Consider the following 25,301-nt stretch of genomic DNA (forward strand, 5'->3'; position numbering starts at 1 on the left):
ATTTCCTCTTAGCCGCGTTCACGCCACATGCGTATTAGGCTATGGTAATTGCGTTTGATCTGTTGGTTCAGTTGTTGGGCGCCAATTTCCCCCGCCAGCCAAGCTTGTGCAGGCTTGCCAAAAATGGTGCGCCCCACCGCAAAGCCTTTAACTAGTTTGCTGGGTGCGGCTTGATTAAAGCCTGCTCGTAATTCTTCTTCGGGTGCATCTAGACCAAGTAGGACCACCCCGTGACAGTGGGGATCGCGTTCTGCGACGAGCGTTTCAATTTGTTGCCAGCTGTCGCTTTGCATGGGTGGAAGTTTCCACCAATCTGGTTTCACCCCCAAGTTATAGAAGCGCTGCATGGCGCGCAGGTACAGCGAGTCATTACGAGCCATATCGGCGGGTAGAATGACTTCTAACAGCATTTCATGGCCCGATTGACAACAGGCGGCGTACACCTCTTGGATCTGCTTCTCCTGTGCGAGGCGCAGTGGGTGGGCATCTTCTGGATGAAAGAACACTAAACATTTTACGATGTGCTCCAGCGGCCATTCGATGAGTTGTGAACCAATATTGCCGTGTTCCATCGCCAGTGGTCGTGAACCTGGAAGCTCTACCGGTCTGGCAATCCACCAGTCGCTTCCGGTGACTTCATTTAATACCCTTTGACCAAAGCGGCTATCACATAGAATGCCCGCTTTTCCTTGTAGCTCTGCTTCTGCGGTAACTTCTTGGCAAGCTTTAAAAATCAATTGCTTTAGGGGAGCAATAAGGCTGAGGTCGGCACCTGCTTCACGCGCCATTTCGACAAACTGGATCCGGTGATCAAAGGCCAATATGCATAACTCTCCCCAGCTTCTATCGCGGGTAGTGACGCGGTGGAGATGGTTTAAGTGTGGATCTAAATCTGGACGTGGCACTGCTGCGGCACGCGACAGATAATCATCGAGCTCTTCTTTACTAGGCATCGCTGGCGCGCAACCGTGGCGTGACACCACTAAGGCGCCGCAGGCATTGGCGTAAGCGCCCGCTTGTTGCCAGCTTTCATCATTTAGGTAACCGCGTAATAAGCCGGACATAAAGGCATCGCCAGCGCCAAGTACGTTTAATACATCCACTTGTACGCCTAAGGCGTTAATACCTGCATCTAGATTGTTGGGGATAGCTTCGGTAAATATTGAGCACCCCAAGGTTCCGCGTTTGCAAACAAGCGTTGCATTGGATACTTCACGGACGCTTGTTAACGCGCTAAGGGTGTCGGTTGACCCTCCGGCAATATGGATCTCTTCCTCTGTCCCGACAATCAGGTCGAATAAACCTAATACCTCTTGTAATTGGCGGGTAACTTCCGTTGATTCGATAAAGCGTGTCTCTCCATCACCCAGTGATGTAAGGCCCCAAAGCACCGGTCGATAATCAATATCCAGTGCGGTTTTTACGCCGTGTTTACGCGCATATTTGAGAGCGGTTATTACGGCTTCGCGTGTGTTTGGGTGAGACAGGTGAGTCCCGGTAATTGCTAAGCATCGGGCGGAGGCAATATAGCCTTCGTCGACATCATCTGCACGAATCGCCATATCAGCGCAGTTGTCACGATAGAAAATGAGCGGGAAGGTGTCTTCATCTTTAATACCCAAAATAACTAGTGCTGTGAGGCGTTCTTTATCGGTGATAAGGTGACTGGTATCAACGCCCACACGCTGTAGTTCTTCACGTAAGAAACGTCCCATGTGTTCATCACCAACCCGTGCGAACATTGAAGACTTCAGTCCTTGGCGGGCGGTCCCATAGGCGACATTCCCGGAAGATCCGCCTAAGTATTTGGAAAAAGAGCCCATATCTTCCAAACGTGCGCCTATTTGTTGACCATAGAAGTCAACCGCCACTCGCCCCATACAAATCAGATCAAGCTTCTTATCAAGAGCCTTCATTGTTTCGTCACTCCTTAAAAACGTGTTGGTTTCTCACCTAGGATACTTAGCTAGCATCCGCTTTATCTTACACCCTATATGAAATATATGTTTCGAATCAAAATTAACTCGAAATATTTAATCTGAAGTGTGATCGGTGATCTGTTTTTCGTTCATTAGCATAAAATCGAAGGGCAAATGATTTCATTTTTGACTCGCAATTATCGCCTAAAACGAGACTTTAATAAGTGGAATGAAAATTCCACAAAGATTTGTTGGTAACAATAATAAATCCCCGTAATTACTATTTACCACTTTAAAAGAATGAAAATCAATTGGTTAGATGTTATTTCCAAAATGGAATATAAATTTCAATGAGACCAGCTTAACACTTTTAACAATTAAGAAACATTGGGGCTGGTTATATTTACGACATCATTTTATAGTTCAATACCAAGGGCAAATAATTACTATTCAAGACTTTCGGCAAGGCTTTTACTAGGTTATACGCCATAAGAATTGAAATTTTTGTATGAAATACAGGACGTTCTATCGTTCAATCTGAAATGAAAATTTCATTTTGAGTCCTGATGGTTGATCAATAACAAAGGAGATATTCATGCCATCATTTAAACAATACCTCACCCGGGGGCTTAGTCCCGTGAGACAACTCATGACAATGAGCTTCTCTATGCTTAAAGGTGTTTTGGTTGTCGCAGGCTTTTTGCTGCTGACGGCTTGTGGTCAAGAAGAGGCGAAAAGTGATGTCACCCGGATCGGTGTGGCGATCCCTAATTTTGACGATACCTTCATGGTGTATATGAAAGATGCCATGGACAAATATGCAAAGCAGCAAAATGGAAAAGTTGAACTGTTGTTTGTTGATGCGAAGGAAGACACCGCCAAACAATTGGGTCAGGTTGAAAACTTTATTGTTCAGAAAATGGATGCGATTGTCTTAGTGCCAGTGAACACCGAAGCAACGCAGCCGATGACTGACAGCATCGTGAAGGCGGGTATTAAACTGGTTTATTTGAATCGTCGTCCTTCTTACCTCCCGCAAGGCGTGTCTTATGTGGGATCCGAAGAGTTGAAGTTTGGTGAAACTCAAGCAGCCTATGCCGCGAAAGCTAAAGAAGGTGGCAATGTTGGGATCTTAATGGGGATGTTGACTCAAGAAGCGGCGATTATGCGAACCAAGGGTGTCGAAGATTATTTCGCCGATAAACCTAAGTTTAAGGTGGTACGTAAACAAACCGGTTTATGGCAGCGTACCCAAGGGATGTCGGTCATGGAAAACTGGCTGAATTCTGGCGATAAGCTCGACATCATTTTAGCCAACAATGATGACATGGCTTTGGGTGCCATTCAGGCCTTGCAAGCCGCCGGTAAACTTGATGACACACTAGTGGTTGGTGTTGATGCAACACCCGATGGTTTGACGGCGGTTAAAAGTGGTGCGTTGAATGCCACGGTATTCCAAGACGGTTCGGGTCAAGCCCGTGCGGCGATTGATACTGCGGTTGATGCTGTAAAAGGGAAACCGCATGAGCAGATTACTTGGATCCCAGCAGAACTCGTCACCAAAGATAATTTGGCTGCCTTTGAAGCCAAACATAAAAGCTAAATTGTGCGTCGCAAACGCTCACGTGATACCAATCTAGACAAGCCAATGTTTAAAGCGCGCAGCGGCTTGTTTAGCTTGGTCACACGCTAGTCATTTATGTTGTGGCTCTATCCCATGTTTCTATAGTTGCTGTGGTGGAGCCCTTTGGGGAGTATTCAATATGAGTCAAGTTTTACTCGAAATGCGTGGTATCACCAAGAGTTTTCCGGGTGTCAAAGCATTAGACAATGTTCGGTTAACCTTAAGAGAAGGTCGCGTTATGGCCTTGATGGGAGAAAATGGCGCTGGTAAATCCACACTGATGAAGGTGATGTTTGGTATTTATCAACGCGATAGTGGCAACATTTTTTATCGAGGAAAAGCGGTTGAATTTTCTGGGGCTAAAGATGCCTTAGAAGCTGGGGTTTCGATGATTCATCAGGAGTTATCGCCGATCCTCCACCGTAGTATTGCTGAAAACATATGGTTAGGACGGGAGCCGTTAAAAGGCCCGTTAAAACTGATTGACCATCCAAAAATGTATCGTGATACAGAAGCCTTGTTGGAAAAACTCGATCTTCATTTAGATCCAAGAACGCCGATGGTCGATCTGACGGTGGCCACCATACAAATGGTGGAGATTGCCAAGGCCATTTCCTACAACTCAGAGATTATCATTATGGATGAACCGACTTCGGCGCTGACCGATAAAGAAGTCGCTCACCTATTTAAGATCATCGATATGCTGAAGTCTCGAGGTTGTGCGGTGGTTTATATTAGCCACAAAATGGATGAGATTTTTCGTATTTGCGATGATATCACGGTGTTTCGTGACGGGTGCTTTATCGGTGAACGCGAGGCCAAAGACACGAATAATGACGAATTGGTGCAAATGATGGTGGGGCGAGATCTGGGGGATGTTTTTCCACCACCAACCGCTAAACCGGGCAAAACTCGCTTAGAAGTGCGTGATCTGACGGTTAAAGGTTCATTTGAGAATGTTAGCTTTGATCTTCGTGAGGGAGAGATCCTCGGGATCGCAGGATTAGTTGGCGCGGGACGAACCGAGCTAATTGAAACCTTGTTTGGGGTGCGTCAAAAAGATGCGGGCTTGATTCGTATCAATGGCAACGAGGTGGATATTAAAACACCGCAAGATGCGATTCGCCATAAAATGGCATTTTTGACCGAAGATCGACGCCAATCGGGCTTGTACCTGATGCTGGATATCTTTGCCAATACCTCGATTGCCCACCTCGATGCCTACCGTAACAAAGTAGTGAATGTCTTAGATGTTCGGAAAATGCGTACCGATAGTGCCGAGCACTGTAAGAAGCTCAAGGTTAAAACCCCTGATATGCATGAAACCATCGATAACCTCAGTGGTGGAAATCAACAAAAAGTATTGCTGGCGCGTTGGATGCTGACCAAGCCGGACATTTTGTTTCTTGATGAACCGACTCGCGGTATCGATGTTGGTGCGAAATCAGAAATTTACAAATTAATGCGCTTACTAACGGGAATGGGGAAGAGTCTGGTGATGATCTCATCCGAACTGCCAGAAGTGATGGGGATGAGTGATCATATTCTGGTGATGCATGAAGGTCAGCTTAAAGGTGCCGTCGCAGGATCTGATGCCTCCCAACAAAAAATTATGACGATGGCGCTGAGCTAGCTTTCAGAGTGTGAAAAGAAAGCTAAGTAGCTAGAAAAACTATTTAAGGAATAGAGTGATGATTGCGAAACTGCTTAAGGCGAGCCCCAGTGTTGAGGCGTCGAACAACAATATGAAACGTTTTGTTTCTAAGTACGCGATTTATGTCGTCTTTGTCGCCATGTGTATCGTGATGTCGATTTTATCACCGGTGTTTCTTTCGGTTGCTAATTTATTGAACGTTGCGACTCAGATGGCCAGTGTTGGTCTGTTGGCCTTGGGTGTGACAATTATTATTATCACCCGCGGCATCGACCTTTCTTCGGGATCTGTTTTGGCGGTGGCTGCGGTGGTGTCTGCCAGTATGGCGCAAACTATCGATTGGGGGATGCGGATGTATCCTAATATGCCGGAACTGCCGATTATTGTTCCAATTCTAGCGGCATTAGCGGTCGGCGCAGTGTGTGGTTACATTAATGGTGCCTTGATTGCCTATACCAGGCTCCCGCCCTTTATTGCGACTTTGGGGATGATGATCGTTGCTCGTGGCGCTGCGCTGTTGTATTCCGATGGCCGCCCGATTAGCAGCCTGACAAGTTCCTACCAATGGATTGGCCAGGGGAATATTCTAGGGATCCCGGTACCGATCCTGATTTTCATTGCACTTGCAGTGTTATCCTACATTTTGTTGAACTATACCCGATTTGGTAAGTACGCTTACGCGATTGGTGGCAACGAGACTGCCGCTTATGTATCGGGTATTAATGTCACAAAGTACAAGATTTTGGTGTATACCTATGCCGGCACGCTGGCAGGGATTGCGGCTTTGATCCTCTCTGCTCGCATTAACTCGGGTCAACCGGGTTTAGGGGTGATGTACGAGCTAGACGCGATTGCGGCTGCGACGGTTGGTGGTGTTTCTCATGCCGGTGGTATTGGTACTATTCAGGGAACTATTATCGGAACCATGATAATGGGGGTTTTACAAAACGGTCTCGACTTGCTGAATATCTCCGCATATTGGCAGCAAATTGTTAAAGGCTTGGTGATCATTGGTGCCGTTATGTTTGATATGAAACGTCACCGTAAGGGACACTAAGTTCTGTCGGTATCTAAGTGAGATGATGTAGGATCAGTTTGATGGCAATGATCCTACATTCGTTCCGATAATCGATAATTGAGCTGCTATTCTATTCCGTCTCATCGCTCTCTTTGTTGTTTCAATCCATTCCTTATATCAAACACATTTCGAAACAAAAATTTCATTTACTTTTGGTATACGGTATATTTACGGAAAATGTATTTCAATTTTTAGTTCAGGAGAGTCTAATGAAAGCTGCCGATTCGCTGAGTGAACTGCAGGAACATATTCGTCATAATTACGCGGATCTGAGTAAACGTCTCCAGCAAGTTGCTAAGTATATCCTTGATAATTCGAATAGTGTTGCCTTTGATACGGTGGCTGTCATTGCGCAGCAAGCGGAAGTGCCGCCATCTACACTGATTCGGTTTGCCAATGCCTTTGGTTTTAGTGGTTTTAACGATATGAAACAGTTGTTTCGTCGTAATTTAGTTGAAGAGACAACCAGTTATACCGATCGGGCGCGTTTATATAAACAGCTGGAAAGTGACCCGTTACCACCGGAAACGCCGAAGGGGATTTTGGAAGAATTCGTCCGGGCAAACTGTCAGGCGATGAATCACTTAGTGTCGCAAATTTCCGAAGAAAACCTGCAGCAGGCGGTTGATATCTTACAGCGTGCGGAAAATATCTATCTGATTGGTCTACGTCGTTCGTTTAACGTGGCTTCTTATTTGACTTATGCTTTCCGGCATCTCAATAAACGGGCATTTTTAATCGATGGCTTGGGGGGGATGTTTAAAGAACAATTGAGTATGATTGGCCCAAAAGACGCCGTGGTGGCGATTAGTTTTAGTCCTTACGCTCAAGAAACGGTGATGCTGAGTGAAGTTGCATCTAAAGCGGGGGCACAGCAAATTGTGATTACCGATAGTCAGATCAGCCCTTTGGCCTCATTTAGTGATGTCTGTTTTGTGGTGAAAGAAGCTAAAGTTGACGCGTTTCGTTCTCAATCTGCATCGCTTTGTTTGGCGCAAACGCTGGCGGTTTCAATGGCCTTTGAAGAGCGAGAGTAAAGTGATTGAGAGAACAAGCAAAGCCGTGTACGCGGCTTTGCTTGTTTTTATCGACAGAAAAAATTGTTTGAATCTCAAGCCTTGTCTGGTAGGAGGCGCTTATAGGGCCACAGTCATACCTGACTTGAGCGATAGTAAAGCGGCATCTGCCATTTTTAGTGCCAATTCCCCATCATCGCCTGAACATTCTGGGCTTGCGCCATTCAGCACATCCACAAAGTGTTGCCACTCTGCAATGTAAGCGTCCTTATAGCGTTCAAGAAAGAAAAGCATCGGTTTTGCTGCATGTTGCCCGGTATGTGTCCACTGGCTCACCAGACTTTCTCGTTGGTTTTCGGCTTGAAGCATCCCGAGTTCGCCATGTAACTCGAGTCGCTGATCGTAGCCATAGCCTGAGCGACGGCTATTTTGGATGACCGCCATGGCTCCCGAGGGGAAGTTGAGGATCAGTACCGCAGTATCGATATCACCCGCTTCACCAATCGCAGGATCGACTTTACAACTGCCATGCGCTGAAATTGACAGCGGGTCTTCCCCGAGAATAAAACGGGCCATATCCAAATCATGAATCGTCATGTCTCGGAAGATGCCGCCAGACACTTGACTATATTCGGCTGGTGGTGGCTCAGGATCCCGCGAGGTAATCGTGAGGGTGGCTGGTGCGCCAATCGCGCCTTGGTCCAACTGCTGTTTTAATGCCCGAAATTGAGGATCGTAGCGGCGGTTAAAGCCTACTAGGATCGGTACTTGATGGGTTTTCACTACGGCCAGGCAATCGCGGACACGGCTGATATCTAAGTCAATCGGTTTCTCACAGAAGATCGCTTTCCCTGCTTTGGCGGCAAGTTCTATTAAATCGGCGTGGGTGTCTGTTGCTGAACAAATACATACGCCATGGATCTGCTCATCTTGCATGGCTAGTTCAAGAGTCTGACGTTGCGCGCCATACTGCTGGCAGAGTTGCTCGGCATTCACATCATAGGGGTCGATCACCGAATACAAGCGTGTTTGTGGATGATTGGCAATATTGACAGCATGGACTTGTCCAATCCGTCCTGCACCGAACAGTGCGATATTAAACATGTTGTGCTCCTTACGGGTGTGACAGAAGAAAACCCACCGTTGAACATAATTGAGCGGGTTTACGTTTGGGTAATGGGGGCCTTACATAAATTAATTGAAGCTTCATTGTTACCTCGAGTTATGCGCTGACATAGCTTGCAGAGTTAATCCAAGCGTGATCTTTTTCCCATGCAAATAACCATTTTCGAGTGGGTCCTGCCATTACATTTAAGTAGTAACTGTTATAGCCAGCAATTGTCGCTACCGGATGATAACCCTTGGGCACCATCACCACGTCTTTGTCATAGACTGCCATAGATTCATCGAGCTCACGATCATCGGTGTAAACTCGTTGCATGCAAAAGCCTTGCGGTGGATTGAGGCGGTGATAGTAGGTTTCTTCCAAATAGGTTTCGTTAGGCTCGGCATCTTGATCGTGCTTATGGCTGGGATACGAACTGGTACAACCTTCTTCGGTGTAAACTTCTACCACTAGCAGGCTATCGGCTTCTTTGCTATCGGGGAGAATATTGTGAACATAACGTTGATTTCTGCCTTGGCCTCGATGCTCTGCATCAATATGCGCTGGTGTGATCAGTCGTGTTGGATAATTTCCTTTTCCGGGTGCTTCGCAGACAGCCAACTCAAGCTTGCTATTCGCAACAATGGTCACCGCTTCGTTGATAGCGACATAGACAGCATAGGGTTTTTTCTTTTCAAAGGGACTCATACGGTCGCCAATATTAGCGAAGGTTTGTTGTGGGGTTTTGATGGTTGCCCGCCCAGAGACCAACACCAAACATTTTTCATTGTCGCTTGCGTCTAGGGTAAACGATTCACCCCGTTGCCGTTCATAGACTTTAAAACCAACATATTGCCAACCTGCCGATTGGGGGGTGATCTCTTGGACTAATCCTTGATTGTTGTGGGGTTGATATTTAGATAACAAGCGAGGCATAAGTGAATACTCCATCGATTAAGATAAAATGTATTTTTCATTACTCTAGCTATATGGAATTAAAATTTCATTGTTAATTTTGTATTTGATGATTTTTTGTGGGCTATTTAACAAGTTTTAAACAAAACCACCACATTTGTTAGCGCCGATTTGATTGGCGATTGCTTGAAGCGCATCTATCGATGGTTGGTGTAAACAACGAAGGATGGGCTAGCGGCATAGTGCTGTTTAAGGTGCGGTATAAATTGGCGGCTTTGACCATCGATTAAATTCAGGGGATTGACAGGAGAATATTAAACCATGGACAGGAAGTTACATTGAGGCTGAGCAAGCCACCTTGTATAACAGCTGGCTTGTTGCGTATTCGTTTCGTTGTTTAGCGCTTTAATTTAAATTGGCGAAGCAGATTATTTAGCTCTTGAGATTCCTTTGAAAGCTCAGTGGCTTTAAACAGCTTGCAGTTGATGTCTCGGGCGAAGAGCTGAGTTGCTTCAATCTTTATAGCTACATCGGTGAAGTGATAGGACTACAAGGAAAAATCCGTTGTAGCCCTATCCTAGGAAAGGAGCCTCATTTAAGATTATGTTTCCGCTGAAGGCGCTGCCTTAATGCCTTAGTCGGGATATAGATTTCGTATCGACACAAATTCATCAATGTTCTCTAGAAAAAGATCAATCAAGTTTGGGTCAAATTGTGCACCTTTACTTTGTTCGAAATACTCGATGACTTGTTCGAGAGGCCAGGCATCTTTATAGCAACGTTGGCTTTTTAATGCGTCGAATACATCAGCAATCGCCGTAATTCTGGAGTAAATATGGATCTTTTCTCCTGACTTTTTATGTGGATAACCGTTGCCATTCCAATGTTCGTGATGTTCTAGCGCGACAATGGCCGCCAACGCAATGATATCGCCATCGTCATTATGTAGCAGTTGGTAGCCAATTTGGGTATGGGTCTCCATTAATGATCTTTCTTCAGCGCTGAGCCGCCCAGGTTTATTTAAAATCGCTTCTGGAATACCAATTTTTCCTACATCGTGCATCGGGCTAATAATTTCTAATACTTCGCAATCTCTGGCCGAAAGCCCTATCAGTTTACCGAGGTGAGCCGAAAGTTTGGCCACTCGCTTCACATGGTTGCCTGTTTCCCCCGAGCGGGTTTCAATCGAGTTACCTAGCACATGAATTAATTTCTTTTGGATCTGCAGTGTTTGGCTTTGTAGGTTAACGATCTGCTTATCTTTTTTACTCATTTCTTGGCGACGTTTAAGCAGATAACTGAGTAGCACAATCACTAAAACGAGAGCAAAGATAATGCTACCCGCGATAAAAAACAGCAGGTGATTGCGTTCCCAAAATGAAATCGGTCGACCGATTACCTTTGAGTTTGTTGGCAATAATGATTCGTCGATTTGGTATTTTTTTAAGGCGTGGTATTGAAATACTGGCGCTTGATCGGAGTTTACTTCGATGGGGGTCTTAACTGGTTTTGGCAATTGTCGCCCCAAAATATCCAGCATTTGCACGCCTTGCTTGTAGGAGCCGTTGACGTAGCCTCCTAATACATCTCCTTTGAGGTAAAAGTTCCAAAGTACAAATATAGGGGCTTTGCTAGCTGCGGATAGTTCTAGTGCGGTCTTGGTATAGCCATGATAAATGTTGTTGCTCACTTCGGTATTAAAGTGAGTTAATAACACTGCATCATCAGGGGATATCTGAGCGAGAATATTGCTGGTTTGTTGCAGCGTTTTATCCCTTATTTCGACTAATTTTAAGTTGGGTAAGCCTTTTAAGGCAGTCATAATGCGCGTTCTTAATAGCTCAGAGGAAACCCCGGAATCAGCCAGATAATAAAGTTGTTTCAACTTAGGCCTGAGTCTAATAATGAGTGCTAAATTTTCTTGAATATTGTCGAGTTCAAAAAGGACGGTACCTTTGTTTGTGGTCGGGTTGAGAGTGGCTTCGAAATCACCAATGCCTGCCGCAACGGTGGGTAGATTTTTCAGATTGGGAATATCTAAACGCTTGAAAAAGCGAAGGGCGTTATCGTCGGTAAGCAGTACTCCGTCAAAATGATAATTTTGGTACTTTATTGCCAGATATTCTTTTAGTTTCTGATAGTAGGCTTGGGAGTATAAACGTTTACTATCGATATACTCGACGGATAGCTTAAGTGGGTGGGTTGCAGCATCGGCTGCGTCTCTAATGCCTCGTTGAAATTCTCGGGTCCATTCATAATCTGAGTCATAAGAATGTAATACCAGAATGTGCTGCTTTCCTTCTGCGGCGTAGCTGGTTGGGCAGGCAAGACAGAGAGTCAGTAGCAAACAATAGCGCAGAAGCTCCTTCACTTAAGTTGTCTCCTTATAACTTAGTGTGGTCAATGAAAGGCACATAGGTGCTGATTCAGCAGTGCATATGACTAATGCCTCACTCAGCGAATCAATATCCCTGAAAATGGGAGCTTTGTCTCTAGTTAACGGTTTACTGATTAAAATCGACGGTTTTCATGCGTGAACAAGACTGACGATTTGTATTATCAATTTAATATCTCAGTATAAATCGACTTGAGCAAGCTATTTTTAACTGAAGAATAAAAGCTATATCAAAGTCTTACAATTTTTGCAGTCATTTGTTATTTATGACTGAAAATTAGTTCTCTTCTCAGCGTGAAGGTTACAATTTTATTCAAATGGATGATACATTCGGGGTAATCGTTTTCCTTTTTGTTGGCTTTATGCCGGATTGAAACGTCTATTTAGACTTATTACTTTTGTTTTTCAAAAAACTATCACGCCAAATAAATTGAAAACCGACGATCACTGATTTACTCACGCACCGCCCTTCGAACCGTTCAAGCAGCAGTGATACTGCCGTTTCTCCCATATCGTGGGGGTAGAGTCGTAAGGTGGATAAACTGGGATGTAGATGTTCTGCACTTGGGATGTCATTAATGCTAATCACTTGAATATCTTCAGGAATCCTTATTCCATGTTGATGAATCGCCTTAATCGCGCCCATTGCGACAATATCGGTTGCAGCAAATAGTATATCGGGCGCCGTACAATTTCTTAACATTTTGTTCATACCATCAAAACCAGAGTCGATACAAAAGCGTTCACTGACGATGCAGCGTGCGGCATCGTAGAGCCCTTGTTGTTGGGTTAAAGCTCTAAAAACTTGGAGTCGCTCATCTTGATTACCAATAAAGGCTGGCCGTTGCGTGCCATTTTTCAGCATGGTGTTGACCACGAATTCAGCAGCTTTGGTTCGATCACATAAGACCGTATCGACATTTAATGCGTTGGGGGAATAATCAACGCAGACCAACTGGGCATTAAGCGACAATATATAGTCGATCTCTGCATCGGTGAAATTACCGACACAAATCACGCCATTTGACTGGCTCAATTCCCGTTCATGCTTCGATAAGTCTTTTTTAAATACTCGTTTAAGCGTGATGTCATGCATTTGGCATTTGTGTTCTAGACCAAGGCGAATATAGGTGAAATAGGGGTCATCTAACTCTTGCTCGGCGGAATGATGATAAACCACGCACAGTTGAATTGGGCTTTGGTGGCCGCGTTGGTAATTGGCCCGAGCAATAATACGTTGCTGCTCGGGTTGGTTTTGTCTACGCTGCCTAGGTGAAAGGTAAGCTAGGCTGGCGGCTACCTCTAATATTTTTTCACGTTTGTCATGACTAATCGATAAGGTTGGATCTTGATTAATGACGCGCGACACCGTTGACGGTGAAACTCCGGTCATTTTCGAGATATCGCTGAGTTTTGCCATATTTTAATCTCTTAGAATACTTCAGATATCTAGCGGATTGCTCTAGAGGTAGCAGTATACGATTAAACTAGTGGTGGGTTCCAAGTTGATTCCCCCTCGCCAAATAAATTATCTTATTTCGAGTGATAGAACAGCATGTTTGTTGGTTATTTGTTGGCATTTTGTTGTATTTCTCAGCTGGAGGTAAAATTTAGTAAATTTTTACCTGTGAATTGCTGTCCTTGTTTTATATTTCGCATAAAAACTACAAAAGATGTGATGCCACGCGCTTTTAGGCCGAAATGAAATTTGCTAGATGTTGTAAGCACTCATCGTAAGCTTAATAATGTAAACGTTACCACCATTGTCATTCAGTATGGAGATTGGAGAGATGAATCGTTTGCAACTATTAAGTATTGCAGCTTTAGCTAGCTGTAGTGTTCAAGCCACTGAAATTACGGCATGGGCTTGGGATCCTAATTTTAACGTTGCAGCATTGAAGGAAGCGGCAAGCGTTTATCAAAAAGATCATCCTGATTTTACCTTAAATGTGATTGCTTCAGGTAAAGAAGATGTGGAGCAAAAATTACACACCATGCTAGCCTCGGGCGTGACGTCTGCCCTACCTGATATTGTATTGATCGAAGATTACAACGCTCAAAAATATTTGAATGCCTACCCCGGTTCGTTTCAAGCTATGCAGTCGGTGGTTGACTATCGTCAATTTGCACCTTACAAAGTCGAAGTGATGACTGTTGGTAAAGACGTGTATGGCTTGCCTTTTGATTCAGGGGTTGCGGGGTTGTTTTATCGCCGTGACTTGTTGAAGCAGGCGGGAATCAGTGCCGATGATTTGCAAAGTATCAGTTGGGATGAGTACATCGATATCGGTAAGAAAGTGAAGCAAACCACAGGCAAATATATGATGGGGTTTGATATTCAAGACACCGTGTTTATCCATATTTTGATGCAGTCGGGTGGCGAGTGGTTCTTTAATCATGATGGTAGTTTGAACATTTTGCATAACAAGGCTTTAAAAGAAGCATTGAAAACAGTGAAAGCGATCCATGATGCAAAAATTGTTCGTCCGGTATCGGGCTGGTCTGATTTTGTGGGTAGCTTCAACAGCGGCAAGGTTGCTTCGGTGACTTCTGGCGTGTGGATGATTGGCTCAGTGAAAAGTGAAGCCAGCCAATCTGGTCAATGGGGGGTCGCACCGATCCCTAAATTGAATCTGGCCAATTCCGTTCATGCTTCTAACCAAGGTGGTTCTAGCTGGTACGTATTGAGTGCGGGTAAACAGCCTCAATTAGCCATCGACTTTTTGGATAAAACCTTTGGTGGCGATGTTGATATGTACCAGAAATTGTTAGTTGAGCGGGGGGCTTTAAGTACTTATCTGCCAGCTAAAACGGGTAAAGCCTACCAAGTCGATGATGCCTTCTTTGGCGGACAAAAAGTCTATGGCGACTTTTCCAAGTGGGTCGCTCAGATCCCGAAAGTACCTTACGGTATGTATACCCAAGAAGTGGACAATGCTTTGTCGGCTCTGATCCCATCATTACTTTCTGGTACGCCAGTAGATGAGATATTGGAAAGCTTAAATAATAATCTCAAGTACCAAATTCAATAAGTAAGGCGGTTAAAAGGTCACTTTCGTGGCCTTCGCATTCAACTTTTAAGTCGCTTTTTTCTGGAAGGTGTTTCGATGTCTAGAACACAAGCCAAGCTCCATCGTATGTACGATATTAATGGCTGGCTATTTGTAAGTATTGCCGTGGGTTTAGTGGCATTGATGACTTTGTACCCCATCGTAAGCTCGTTATGGTTATCTCTCCATTCGGGTAAGGGGGTGGTGACTAAGTTTGTCGGGTTCGGTAATGTTATTCGATTATTTTATGACCCAGTATTTAAGCAAGCTTTATGTAATACCTTAATCTTCTTAGTGGTGCAGGTGCCGATCATGATCCTGTTATCGCTAGCTTTATCATCTTGTTTAAACGCTCCTCAATTGAAATTTCGTAGTTGGTTTCGACTCGCGATATTTTTACCCTGTGTGACATCATTAGTAGCCTATTCCATTTTGTTTAAGAGCATGTTTGGTTTTGATGGTGTACTGAATGTCGCTCTGTTATGGACTGGGATTATTGCCGACCCAATTCCGTGGTTATCGGATCCGTTTTGGGCAAAAGTGACCATTATTATCGCGATTACTTGGCGCTGGACGGGTTACAACATGATCTTCTATTTGGCGGCGATGCAAAATATCGATAAGTCCATTTATGAAGCGGCAAGAATTGACGGGGTTAACCCTATTAAACAGTTTTTCTTTATTACTATCCCCTTATTAAAACCTGTGATTTTGTTTACCAGTATTACCTCGACCATAGGGACTCTGCAACTCTTTGATGAGGTGGTTAACATCACCAGTGGCGGGCCTGCAAATTCGACGATGACCTTGTCGATGTACATCTATAACTTATCGTTTAAGTTTGTACCTAACTTTGGTTATGCAGCAACCGTATCTTACGTGATTGTTACTTTTGCTGCTGTGCTTGCATTGATCCAATTTAAAGTCGCTAAGGATAAATAATTTGATTAAATTTCGATTTGGTCGTATCGCAATGTATGGCTTTTTAATTGTGATGACCTTTGTTTCTTTGTTTCCTTTCTATTGGATGCTGGTGTCTAGTACTAACAGTAGCTCACAGATCAATAGTGGTAAATTGAGCTTTGGCGACCAGCTGATGGTCAATTTCAACAACTTAACGGATCAGATTGATGTTGCTCGGGTTTTTTGGAACACCAGCAAAATCGCCATTCTTAGCACTATCTTTACTTTACTGATTTGTTCGTTGGCGGGTTATGCCTTCGAAGTTTTTAAAAGTAAGGCTCGAGATCGCGTTTATGTCGCGTTGTTGGCAACCATGATGATCCCTTTTGCCGCATTAATGATCCCCTTGTTCACTATGTTTGCTAAGGCTGGGTTATTGAATACCCATTTTGCGGTAATTTTACCAACGGTATCCGGTGCTTTTATCATCTTCTACTTTCGTCAGTGCACTAAAGTTTTCCCCCGAGAATTGATTGATGCGGCTAGGGTCGATGGTGTGAAGGAATGGAAGATCTTTACCTTTGTGTATATGCCAATCATGAAGTCTAGTTATGCCGCAGCCTTCATTATTGTGTTTATGGCTTCGTGGAATGCCTTTTTGTGGCCGCTGATTGTGTTGCAATCGAGCGAGTTGAAAACAATTAATTTGGTGTTGTCTGGTTTTATTTCTGCTTATACCCCAGATTTCGGTTTGATCATGATAGCAACGGTTATCTCTACCTTACCGAGTTTATTTATTTTCTTTGCCATGCAGAAACAGTTTGTGGCGAGTATGACTGGGGCTGTTAAGTAGGCTGTGTACTCCAAGCATTTAGGATTAAAAGATAGGATTTATTATGGCTGATATACAGTTAAAAAAAGTCATCAAACGTTTTGGTAAGCTTGAAACTATTCATGGCATAGATTTACAGGTTGAGGATGGTGAGTTTGTGGTCTTTGTTGGACCATCGGGCTGTGGTAAATCGACGCTGCTGCGATTGATTGCCGGCTTGGAATCGATCAGCGATGGAGATATCTATATTGGTCAGGACTTGGTCAACCAAAAGGATCCCTCTGAGCGCGGTGTGGCAATGGTGTTTCAGTCTTATGCTCTTTACCCTCATCTCAGCGTTGAGCAAAACATGGGATTTGGCCTACGGATGAATGGGCATCCTAAAGATAAGGTCAATAAATTGGTTGCTGAGGCTGCTGAAGTTTTGCAAATCAGTCATTTACTGGAACGTAAGCCGAAAGAATTATCTGGAGGGCAGCGTCAGCGAGTCGCGATTGGCCGGGCTATAGTGCGCGACCCTAAGGTATTTTTATTTGATGAGCCGCTTTCTAACCTTGATGCAGAATTGCGAGTGGATATGCGGATCGAAATATCCAAGCTACATAAAAAACTAAAAACCACCATGATCTACGTGACTCATGATCAGGTGGAAGCGATGACATTGGCCGACAAAATTGTGGTTTTAAAAGATGGCAATATCGAACAAGTTGGAACACCAATGGATTTATACCATCGTCCGTCGAATCAATTTGTTGCAGGGTTTATCGGTTCACCTAAGATGAATTTTATTCCGGCTCGTGTTGAACAAGTGAATGGTCATCATGTCACTTTAAGTACTTTGGATAAGCAGCAATTACTTATCGACACAAATGTTGCGAATGTTCATCCGGGTCAAGGTGTTAAATTAGGGATCCGTCCAGAGCATTTAGAAGTCGAAGGAGAAGGGGATGTTCGTTTTCGTTTTCAGTGTGATTTAGTTGAGAGGTTGGGTAATAGTACTTATATGTTTGGTCAAGCTTGTGGTGTTGAACATTTTAAAGTGCACTTACCTCGTGACCGAGAATTATCTGAAGAGAATGATAATTTCAATTTGACATTTAGTAGTAATGAATGTCATTTGTTTGATAAAGATGGTGTTCGAATATAAATAGCCCCTTTGCTAATATGCCTTAAGTCTCGTATTTTATATTCTATTGGCTTAATTATTTTTGTCTTTGGCCCTTCACTTATAATGTAGGGTCTTTTTTTATTTCAAGTTCATGGAGCGTCTAATCCTCTAATATTAAAAAAGACGTTTCGAAAGTCATCTGATTGATTTTAAATGCTAATTTGTAAAGCGTACGCTTCGTTCCTTCTACAGTTTCTTGTTTGTTCTTGAAACAGTGTTTCTTAAAATATGAATTTTAAAGTAGAGCGCTACTTAATAATATCGGTAAATTTTTACCATCTATTTTATATAACTTTGCTAGAGCTTGTGTTTTGAGTTTTTATATTTTTAATGGTGTTATGTTTTGTTTTTATTGAGGTAATATTTAATCGATTCTTTAATTGGGTGTACATGACTAATAGTGTCTAATTTTATTCATTAGATGCGATTTTATTTAGATGGTGTACGTGTATTTAAATTTAAATGGACAGCTATAGTTATCTGAATCTTAGATGTTGGATTCAACCGAGACTGTATGCTGATGCTTGGGATGAAGTATGCAAATAGGAAAACAGTTTTATTGGCTTGTCGTAGTGCTAGCCAGCTTATTTTTGGTTGCTTGTGGGTCGAGTTCGACTGAGGAGGCCGCAAGGTGTGAGGTGGACTTTGGGGAACTCTCTATTCCGGTGCCTAGTCTGCACTCCGGATTTATCAAAGGGGCTGATGTTTCTTATGTTCCTTCGGTGGAAGCGCATGGAGGCAAATACTTTGACAATTGTGTGCAAACCGATCCTTTAGCGATTATGCAACAACATGGATTAAACGCGATTCGAATGCGTGTTTGGGTCGATCCTTTCAATCAAGATGGAGAAGCATACGGTGGCGGTACCAGCACTTTGGCCCAGGCTATCGACATGGGAAAAAGAGCCCATGCTTTAGGGATGCAATATCTGTTGGATATTCACTACAGCGACTTTTGGGCGGATCCTGGTCATCAGACGATGCCAAAAGCTTGGAAAGATCTCGATTATTCTCAGCTGGTTGCCAAAGTGGGTTCTTATACGACGGAAGTGATGGCTGCTCACCGTGCTGCTGGCGTGATGCCGGATATGGTGCAGGTCGGTAACGAAACCAATAGCGGTATGTTATGGCCTTATGGTTATATTTGGAAAGCTGGCTGGGATCAAACCTTATCATTATTTGATGCCGGCGCTAACGCTGTGCGGGCCGCTTATCAGCAAGACGAAACTGTGAAGATCATCTTGCATATTGCCAATCCTCAAAATCAGATCGATTGGTGGTTTAAAGAGGCTGTCGCTTATGGCATCGACTTTGACATTATGGGGGTGTCTTATTATCCCTATTGGCATGGTTCGCTCAGTAACTTAAAGTCAGTTTTAGAAGCGGGGATTTCGGAAACGGGTAAGCCAGTGATGGTGGTTGAAACGGCTTACGCATTTACTTTAGATAATGGTGATGACTTAGAGAATACCTTTACTGCAAGTAATTTGGTAGACGGTTATGAGGCTTCCATTGAAGGCCAAGCTAAGTTTTTAGCCGATCTAATGAATATGCTTGACACTTTGGACAAGCAACAAGGTTTGGGTATGTTCTATTGGGAACCTGCGGTGTTGCCAGTGAAGGGCGTAACTTGGGCTACTGCTGCCGGCATGGAATATAATAATGATGTTTGGTATGAAGGAAATAACTGGGACAACCAAAATATGTTCGACTTTGAAGGTAACGTATTGCCTTCCATAGACGTATTTAGTGGTCAATAAAATCTAGTTACGCGAGTTACATGCCTCTGAATATAAAAGGCGGCCCAATGCATAGGGTCGCCTTTGTTATATCTAAAGTTTGAGAGCTACAGGCCGTAGCTGTAGCTTGCTTGTAAGCCCAGTGGTAAACCCAGTCCCCAGTAGATGAGTAAAAATGCTGTCCATACCACCAGCATCACCAGACTGTAAGGCAGCATCAGTGACATCAGCGTTCCGATGCCGGTGCCTTTCACATAACGCTGGCAGTACACGACCACTAGTGGGAAGTAAGGCATTAAGGGAGTAATGATATTGGATGACGAGTCTCCGACCCGGTAAGCCGCCTGGGCTAAGTCGGGCGAGATATTCAGTTGCATTAACATCGGAACCAGAATTGGCCCAATCAGCGCCCATTTCGCCGAAGAAGAACCCACAAACAAGTTCACAAAAGCGACTAAGAGGATCATTCCCACCACGGTCACAGCGCTAGGCAAGGCCAGCTGTTTGAGCGTATCGGCACCCTTCAGAGCCATCAGAGCACCAATGTTAGATTGACTGAAGGCGGCGATAAAGAGCGCGCAGAAGAAGGCCATCACAATGTAGTAAGACATGCCATTCATCGATTTACTCATGGCCTGGATCACGTCTCGTGAGTCTTTAAAGCTCCCCACGATAAAACCGAATACGGTGCCGGGAATAATGAACAGTAAGAAAATCAGCGGTACGATTGACTGCATTAATGGCGCCGAGAATTCGGCCAGCGAGCCGCTGGCTGAGCGTAGAGGGGAGCTTTCAGGAGCCGAGACTGCCCATAAGCCTGCTAGGCCTGCGAACATCACCGCCGAAGAAACTTTAAAGGCAAAGCGTTCTTTTTGGGTGATTTCATCGAAACGAGGAATATCTTCCGGGTTGCCATCCACGGGGGTATCTTTGAGGCGTGGCTCGATAACTTTATCGGTCAAATACCAGCCAATTAAAATGATCAGCAGACTGGAGGCCGAGGAGAAAAACCAGTTGTTGAGCGGGTTGATTTGAATCGCTGGATCCAAAACCTGCGCCGCACTTTGAGTAAAGCTTTGCAGTAACGGGTCGATCGCCGATGGAATAAAGTTTGCGGAGAAGCCACCACTCACGCCTGCAAATGCGGCGGCGATGCCGGCCAGCGGATGCCGTCCAGCGGCATAGAAGATCACCCCGGCCAGCGGGATCACCAGTACATAACCGGCATCGGTTGCGGTATGGCTGATGATTGCGACTAATACGATGGAAGGCGTCAGCAGTTGTTTCGGCGTGACCTTGAGCATCATTTTTAAACCGGCACTAATATAGCCAGAATGCTCGGCAACCCCCACGCCTAACATGGCAACGAGTACCACCCCCAGTGGAGCAAAACTGGTAAAGGTGGTTACCATGCCAGACAAGAAGCCGGCAAGCGCCTCTCCGGTTAATAAGTTATTGACAAAAATGGCTTCGCCAGTGCGTGGATCAATTTCAGCAAATTGGACATTGGCGAGCAGTGCAGACACCACCCACACCAAAAATAGGGCGCCTAAAAATAATACCGCGGGATCCGGTAGTTTATTGCCAACGCGTTCTACAGTGTCAAGCATGCGGGCGACGCCACCCTTGGCAGTGGGTGTGGCAGTTGTTGAACTCATATTTACCTCTAGGTTATATTCTAAACTCTTTGGTTCAGTTGATTTTGTTGTGATTGAACCCTATTGACTGGGCATAAAGAAAACTATCGCCGGTAAATTAGTTTAATTCACTGTATTCTTCTTTGATTTGAGTTAATAAAACCACGCGTGGTTTGGTTGGTGGTTTAATATGTTTTGTTTGGTTGTTTTTATAATATGCTAAGGCGGTAATACCAATGCAACATTGGATGTTTGCTCTTTCGACCACCGGTCCGATTATTTTAATGCTGTGTTTGGGGTGGTTTTTGCGCCGTCGTGAAGTGTTGAATGAGAATTTCATCAAACAAGGCAATAGTCTGGTGTTTAACATCAGCTTGCCGAGTTTGCTATTTTTGAGCACCGCCTCTAATCCCCTGAGCCACTCTTTAGATTTCTCTCTGGTGATATTGGGGGTGCTATTTACCCTGACTAGTGTGCTGCTGCTGTTTGTTGTCAGTCGACCCTGGCTGCGCGGTGGACGCCAAGGTGTGTTTATTCAGGGGGCTTTTCGCGGCAATATGGGGATTATTGGCATTGCCATGGTGCTCAATGCCTATGGCATGGATGTATTACCCAAAGCAGCGTTATTCCTGGCTTTCATGACGATGACCTTTAATGTGGTGTCGGTTGCACTATTGGGTGCCAAGCGTAGCCGTATCATCAGTAGCTTGCTTAAGAATCCACTGATCATTGCTATTTTGGCGGGTCTGCTATGCTCGGCGTTGGGGCTGCAACTGCCAGATGTTGTAGCAAAAACGTGTCAGTATCTTGCCAACATGACCTTACCTTTGGCTTTGATCTGCATCGGTGCCAGTCTGCAATGGCAGAGTTTTAAAAGTAATTTGTCGCCAGTGCTCTGGGCCAGTGCCTGTAAGCTGATTATTATTCCATTGTTGGCGGTGACCCTTGCACTGTATATGCAGTTTAGTGGCAGTGATATTGGCCTGCTGTTCTTAATGATGGGCACCCCTACTGCGGCGGCTAGTTATGTGATGGCCAGCAAGATGACTGAACATGGCCAAATGGCCGGCGAAATTGTGGCCTTTACCACGATGTTTAGTGCACTCAGTGTGAGCGTAGGTTTGGTGACTCTGGCCTCTTTACAGTTGATTTAAGCGTTCTCTCGGGTGGGCGGGTTCCACTCACCCGAGACCATGGCATGCGGTTTCTCATGTTGCTGTTTTGCACAGCCAAGGTGCCGCTGCCGGGCTTCAGATCTGGCGCTGTGTTATTGCTCAGTCGCAGCAATAAATTGTTGAATGCTGCCGAGCATTTGCTGGAAATAAGGGTTGTAACTCAGCCGTTGCAATTTGGGGTTATGGCTTAAGTTCTGTTCGCTTATTTCGCCCTTCACCACGTCATTGTCTTGCTTGCACTGCGCGTAGCGCTTTAGGTTTTTGAGGTAGTGGCTACAGTTTCGATAGTCGCCGTTTTCCCCATAATGGGCATTGCTCGGCGCATTAATGGTTGCGGTATGGGCAATCCCTTGAATTGCTTCGCAAGAGGCGGTGGCACAACGCGGCGTGCTGATGCTTAAGTCCTTGGCCAGAGTGGCTGGAATGCTTGCCGGATCGCCATAATAAATCAGCATGTCCTGAGCGGTGGCACTGCGTTTGGCGGGCTGATGCCATTGCTCTAGAATGGCCAGGGTCGCGCGGGTATCGATGGTTTGATCCTGCTCGCTGGCAACCACTAAAAGCGGCACATTGGGTAAGTGTTTACTGTTACGAAACTGCTTGTTTAGATGGTTCATCAAGTCGTTCACCTGCGCCCCGGCGTTATAGGCAAAGGATTCGTATTTGGCGAAGTCTACATCGCCTTCTTTATCCAGCCAGCGACTAAACCAACTCACATATTTTGCCAGCCAGGCAAGGCCGCTGTGTGCTTTGGATGCAGGAGACCATAACATGACCCCCTGAACCTGTGCCGCGTGTTGTGGGTTGGCCAATAGGTGGCTAAGAATTAAGGCTCCACCGGTAGAGAAACCGCCGAGGTAGACCTGGGAGTAGTCTTTGAGACTGCGCTCGATGGCGTAGTCTGCCGCTTGTTGCCACTGTTGATAAGTGACCTTTAGCAAATCGGACGGAGCGGTCGCGTGACCGGGCAATAGCAGCGTTCTTACATCAAAACCCTGCTGGTAAAACTGCCAGGCTAAGTCATGAAAATGAAAGGGCGAGTCGGTTAAGCCGTGGATCAATAACACCAGCTTTTGCTTATTGGGGTGAGTCAGCTGAAATGGTGCCAATAACTGCTGTACGTTGGCTTTACCTTGCCACTGTTGTTGTTTGGCCAACCAACGATAGGTCGTGGTGCTAAGGGGGCATTGCATGTTGGCGCGTGGATTTCTCTCGGCGATAACCTGACGCGCATAATCCAGGTATTGTGGATAGCTTTGTTGCAGCTGGTAGCTAAAGTGAGCGCTGCCACCTTCTCGTGCCTGACGATAGGGTGCCTGCTCAATGTATTGCTCAATCAGCGCTTGCCGTTGATTAATATTAACGCAGTTTTCTGGCTCACTTTGAGCCAGACTAAGGCCTGAGAGCAACAGTGTGCTACTTAAAAAAAGTTTGCCGAGCCAAATTTGAACATGCTTCATGCTGATCCTTCGCGAATGGGAGCGCTGATAGATAGTTAATAGCGCTCTATTGTAATGATAAAAAATTCAGTAGCCTAGTCGCAGTTGATTTTTTTGTAATCGGTGAGTTTGCAACTAAAGTCATTGAATCGCTAAGAGTTATGAAGCGCCCATCCCCCTTAGCTTTTGTCGTCGCAACTTATTGGTGGTGGCAGGACAGGGAGTCGATGACTTGTTGGCTGCTTGCCGCTGGCAGTCCGGCGACCCGGTCTCTAATCAGCGCCATTGTGGAAACAATTTCACTTTGATCCGGCGTACATTGCGCAACCAGCGCGACGATTTTTCGTTCAAGCCGCTGCTGTTCTAATGAATTCAGCTGATATCTTGATTCATTGTGGTTAGCCAGATCAAGCGAGAACCAGAGATTAAGAAAGCTGGCCAGTGCTGCATTATTACTATCAAGGGTATTGTCAGCAGAGCTTAATATTTCTAATTCACTGATAATTTGCTCTGATGTTCGAAGCTCAGATACGCCCTGAACTAAATTGCTCAGCAATGTCTCTGGTAAATCAGTACGGTAAAGTTCGGCCGAAGTGCTCGCCAGATTGCTGACTAAATCCTTATAAACCATTTGCTGAGTATCATTCTTGAGAGAGGAGCTTGCTTTATTAACTTCTATAACAATATAGGTGTTGTCAGTATAAAAACATTCAGCAGGCGATTCTTTGCTTGGGTCATTACAATCGATGCTGATGATTTTATTGTCGGCGTCTTTTTTCTCTATGGTTTTATAGACGATTCGGCCATTTTTGGGGTTGATGCTTAGCTCTGCCCAATTTGTAATATTGTGCCGATCATCTTCTCTTATGAAGGCATAATTTCCGGTTAACAAGATACCGGTTTCTAAGTTTGGATCTCCGCCGACTGGTTTCAGCTCGTAAGTGTAATGAAAAACGCGATCTTCTTGTTGGTCGGTCACCAAACTTCCAGCTAACTGAGATAGTGCTCCAGATAAGGGGGATGCTGGTGGATAGAAAGTCGAACCTAACTCACTTAAGTTTTTAATGAGTTGCTTTAATTGTTCGCCAGGCTTATCAAATTCGACGATGTAAAGATCAATGACAAAATTATTACCGTTATATTTCAGTGGCCCGTAGATGGTGCTTAGGTTTGAAAAGTTAAGCGTTTGCCCCTCTCTTACATCATCGGAAAAGAAAACGACTCGCGCATTCTCCAATCCCTTGGAGCCAAAGTTTAAGCTTTCAGTGCCTTGTTCAAAGGCATTCACTACGATCGCTATCTCGCCATTCGTAGGTTCTCCACGGAGCACACTGAGTGGCGAACGCCATTCGGTAAACTCTTGAATATACATTTGTTTGATTGAAACAACTAAGCCATCCCCGATGGCGAGCTGCGAGTTCTTGACATCTTTGGGTTTGATGTATTTTCCGGCAGTATTGTCGGTGGGGTTATAATACCGGTAGTCGGTGGCACCTTCATTAGAGATTGCACAACCAGACATTAGTGCCGCAAGCAAACATAGTTTGATTAGCTTCAGAATACTCATTATTTTCCGTCCTTGTGTATGACTTATTGAGCTCAGCTCAAAACCGTTGGCTAGATGTGTTTCACATCGCTTTGTCAGCTTCGAT

At 44.8% G+C, this 25,301-nt stretch carries 18 protein-coding genes; 10 read left to right on the forward strand and 8 right to left on the reverse strand.

The window, feature by feature from the left end:
• Positions 1–8 precede the first annotated feature (8 nt).
• The gene (locus tag ACRRS1_RS01660) at positions 9–1,916 is read right to left on the reverse strand and encodes a bifunctional 5-dehydro-2-deoxygluconokinase/5-dehydro-2-deoxyphosphogluconate aldolase (protein WP_432468532.1); all 1,908 of its coding nucleotides are present in this window, start codon (positions 1,914–1,916) and stop codon (positions 9–11) included.
• A 598-nt stretch (positions 1,917–2,514) separates the two neighbouring features.
• Here ACRRS1_RS01660 and ACRRS1_RS01665 point away from each other — a divergent pair.
• The 4 genes from ACRRS1_RS01665 to ACRRS1_RS01680 all read left to right on the forward strand — a co-directional run bounded on the left by ACRRS1_RS01665 (position 2,515) and on the right by ACRRS1_RS01680 (position 7,312).
• The gene (locus tag ACRRS1_RS01665) at positions 2,515–3,522 is read left to right on the forward strand and encodes a sugar ABC transporter substrate-binding protein (RefSeq protein ID WP_432454927.1); all 1,008 of its coding nucleotides are present in this window, start codon (positions 2,515–2,517) and stop codon (positions 3,520–3,522) included.
• A gap of 160 nt (positions 3,523–3,682) precedes the next feature.
• Positions 3,683–5,176 (forward strand): sugar ABC transporter ATP-binding protein, encoded by a 1,494-nt coding sequence (locus ACRRS1_RS01670; RefSeq protein WP_432460702.1) that lies wholly within the window; start codon positions 3,683–3,685, stop codon positions 5,174–5,176.
• A 58-nt stretch (positions 5,177–5,234) separates the two neighbouring features.
• Positions 5,235–6,254 (forward strand): ABC transporter permease, encoded by a 1,020-nt coding sequence (locus tag ACRRS1_RS01675; protein WP_432468531.1) that lies wholly within the window; start codon positions 5,235–5,237, stop codon positions 6,252–6,254.
• Between the two features lie 230 nt (positions 6,255–6,484).
• On the forward strand, positions 6,485–7,312 hold the full coding sequence (locus ACRRS1_RS01680; RefSeq protein WP_432468530.1) for a MurR/RpiR family transcriptional regulator: 828 nt from the start codon (positions 6,485–6,487) through the stop codon (positions 7,310–7,312).
• 99 nt (positions 7,313–7,411) lie between these two features.
• Here ACRRS1_RS01680 and iolG read toward each other — a convergent pair whose 3' ends face one another.
• The 4 genes from iolG to ACRRS1_RS01700 form a co-directional block, all read right to left on the reverse strand.
• A complete protein-coding gene (gene iolG / locus ACRRS1_RS01685; RefSeq protein WP_432454923.1) occupies positions 7,412–8,395 on the reverse strand; it encodes an inositol 2-dehydrogenase in 984 nt (327 codons plus the stop codon).
• A gap of 118 nt (positions 8,396–8,513) precedes the next feature.
• Positions 8,514–9,332: a 5-deoxy-glucuronate isomerase gene (iolB, locus tag ACRRS1_RS01690; protein WP_432454922.1), complete on the reverse strand. Its 819-nt coding sequence runs from the start codon at positions 9,330–9,332 to the stop codon at positions 8,514–8,516.
• A 613-nt stretch (positions 9,333–9,945) separates the two neighbouring features.
• Entirely contained in the window at positions 9,946–11,682 is a 1,737-nt protein-coding gene (locus tag ACRRS1_RS01695; RefSeq protein ID WP_432468529.1) for an HD domain-containing phosphohydrolase, read from the reverse strand.
• Between the two features lie 403 nt (positions 11,683–12,085).
• Positions 12,086–13,126, reverse strand: coding sequence for a LacI family DNA-binding transcriptional regulator (locus tag ACRRS1_RS01700; RefSeq protein WP_432468528.1), 1,041 nt, complete (start codon positions 13,124–13,126; stop codon positions 12,086–12,088).
• Between the two features lie 370 nt (positions 13,127–13,496).
• Between ACRRS1_RS01700 and ACRRS1_RS01705 the strand changes: the two genes are divergently transcribed.
• From ACRRS1_RS01705 to ACRRS1_RS01725, 5 genes are all read left to right on the forward strand, one after another.
• A complete protein-coding gene (locus ACRRS1_RS01705) occupies positions 13,497–14,738 on the forward strand; it encodes an ABC transporter substrate-binding protein (RefSeq protein ID WP_432464261.1) in 1,242 nt (413 codons plus the stop codon).
• 75 nt (positions 14,739–14,813) lie between these two features.
• Positions 14,814–15,698 (forward strand): carbohydrate ABC transporter permease, encoded by an 885-nt coding sequence (locus tag ACRRS1_RS01710; RefSeq protein ID WP_432454917.1) that lies wholly within the window; start codon positions 14,814–14,816, stop codon positions 15,696–15,698.
• 1 nt (position 15,699) lies between these two features.
• Complete coding sequence (locus tag ACRRS1_RS01715; RefSeq protein ID WP_432454916.1) at positions 15,700–16,512, forward strand: carbohydrate ABC transporter permease; 813 nt, start codon at positions 15,700–15,702, stop codon at positions 16,510–16,512.
• A gap of 43 nt (positions 16,513–16,555) precedes the next feature.
• Entirely contained in the window at positions 16,556–17,638 is a 1,083-nt protein-coding gene (locus ACRRS1_RS01720) for an ABC transporter ATP-binding protein (RefSeq protein WP_432460705.1), read from the forward strand.
• A 557-nt stretch (positions 17,639–18,195) separates the two neighbouring features.
• On the forward strand, positions 18,196–19,419 hold the full coding sequence (locus ACRRS1_RS01725; RefSeq protein ID WP_432460706.1) for a glycoside hydrolase family 53 protein: 1,224 nt from the start codon (positions 18,196–18,198) through the stop codon (positions 19,417–19,419).
• 86 nt (positions 19,420–19,505) lie between these two features.
• Here ACRRS1_RS01725 and ACRRS1_RS01730 read toward each other — a convergent pair whose 3' ends face one another.
• The gene (locus tag ACRRS1_RS01730; protein WP_432460707.1) at positions 19,506–21,056 is read right to left on the reverse strand and encodes an AbgT family transporter; all 1,551 of its coding nucleotides are present in this window, start codon (positions 21,054–21,056) and stop codon (positions 19,506–19,508) included.
• Positions 21,057–21,271: 215 nt separating this feature from the next.
• Between ACRRS1_RS01730 and ACRRS1_RS01735 the strand changes: the two genes are divergently transcribed.
• Positions 21,272–22,189, forward strand: a complete 918-nt coding sequence (locus tag ACRRS1_RS01735) for an AEC family transporter (RefSeq protein WP_432460708.1) — start codon at positions 21,272–21,274, stop codon at positions 22,187–22,189.
• A 113-nt stretch (positions 22,190–22,302) separates the two neighbouring features.
• Here ACRRS1_RS01735 and ACRRS1_RS01740 read toward each other — a convergent pair whose 3' ends face one another.
• Positions 22,303–23,670 (reverse strand): alpha/beta hydrolase, encoded by a 1,368-nt coding sequence (locus ACRRS1_RS01740; protein WP_432460709.1) that lies wholly within the window; start codon positions 23,668–23,670, stop codon positions 22,303–22,305.
• Between the two features lie 178 nt (positions 23,671–23,848).
• The gene (locus ACRRS1_RS01745) at positions 23,849–25,216 is read right to left on the reverse strand and encodes a hypothetical protein (RefSeq protein ID WP_432460710.1); all 1,368 of its coding nucleotides are present in this window, start codon (positions 25,214–25,216) and stop codon (positions 23,849–23,851) included.
• Positions 25,217–25,301: the final 85 nt, after the last annotated feature.

Origin of the sequence: Agarivorans sp. Z349TD_8 (genome assembly GCF_050870825.2) — a bacterium.
GTDB lineage: Bacteria > Pseudomonadota > Gammaproteobacteria > Enterobacterales > Celerinatantimonadaceae > Agarivorans.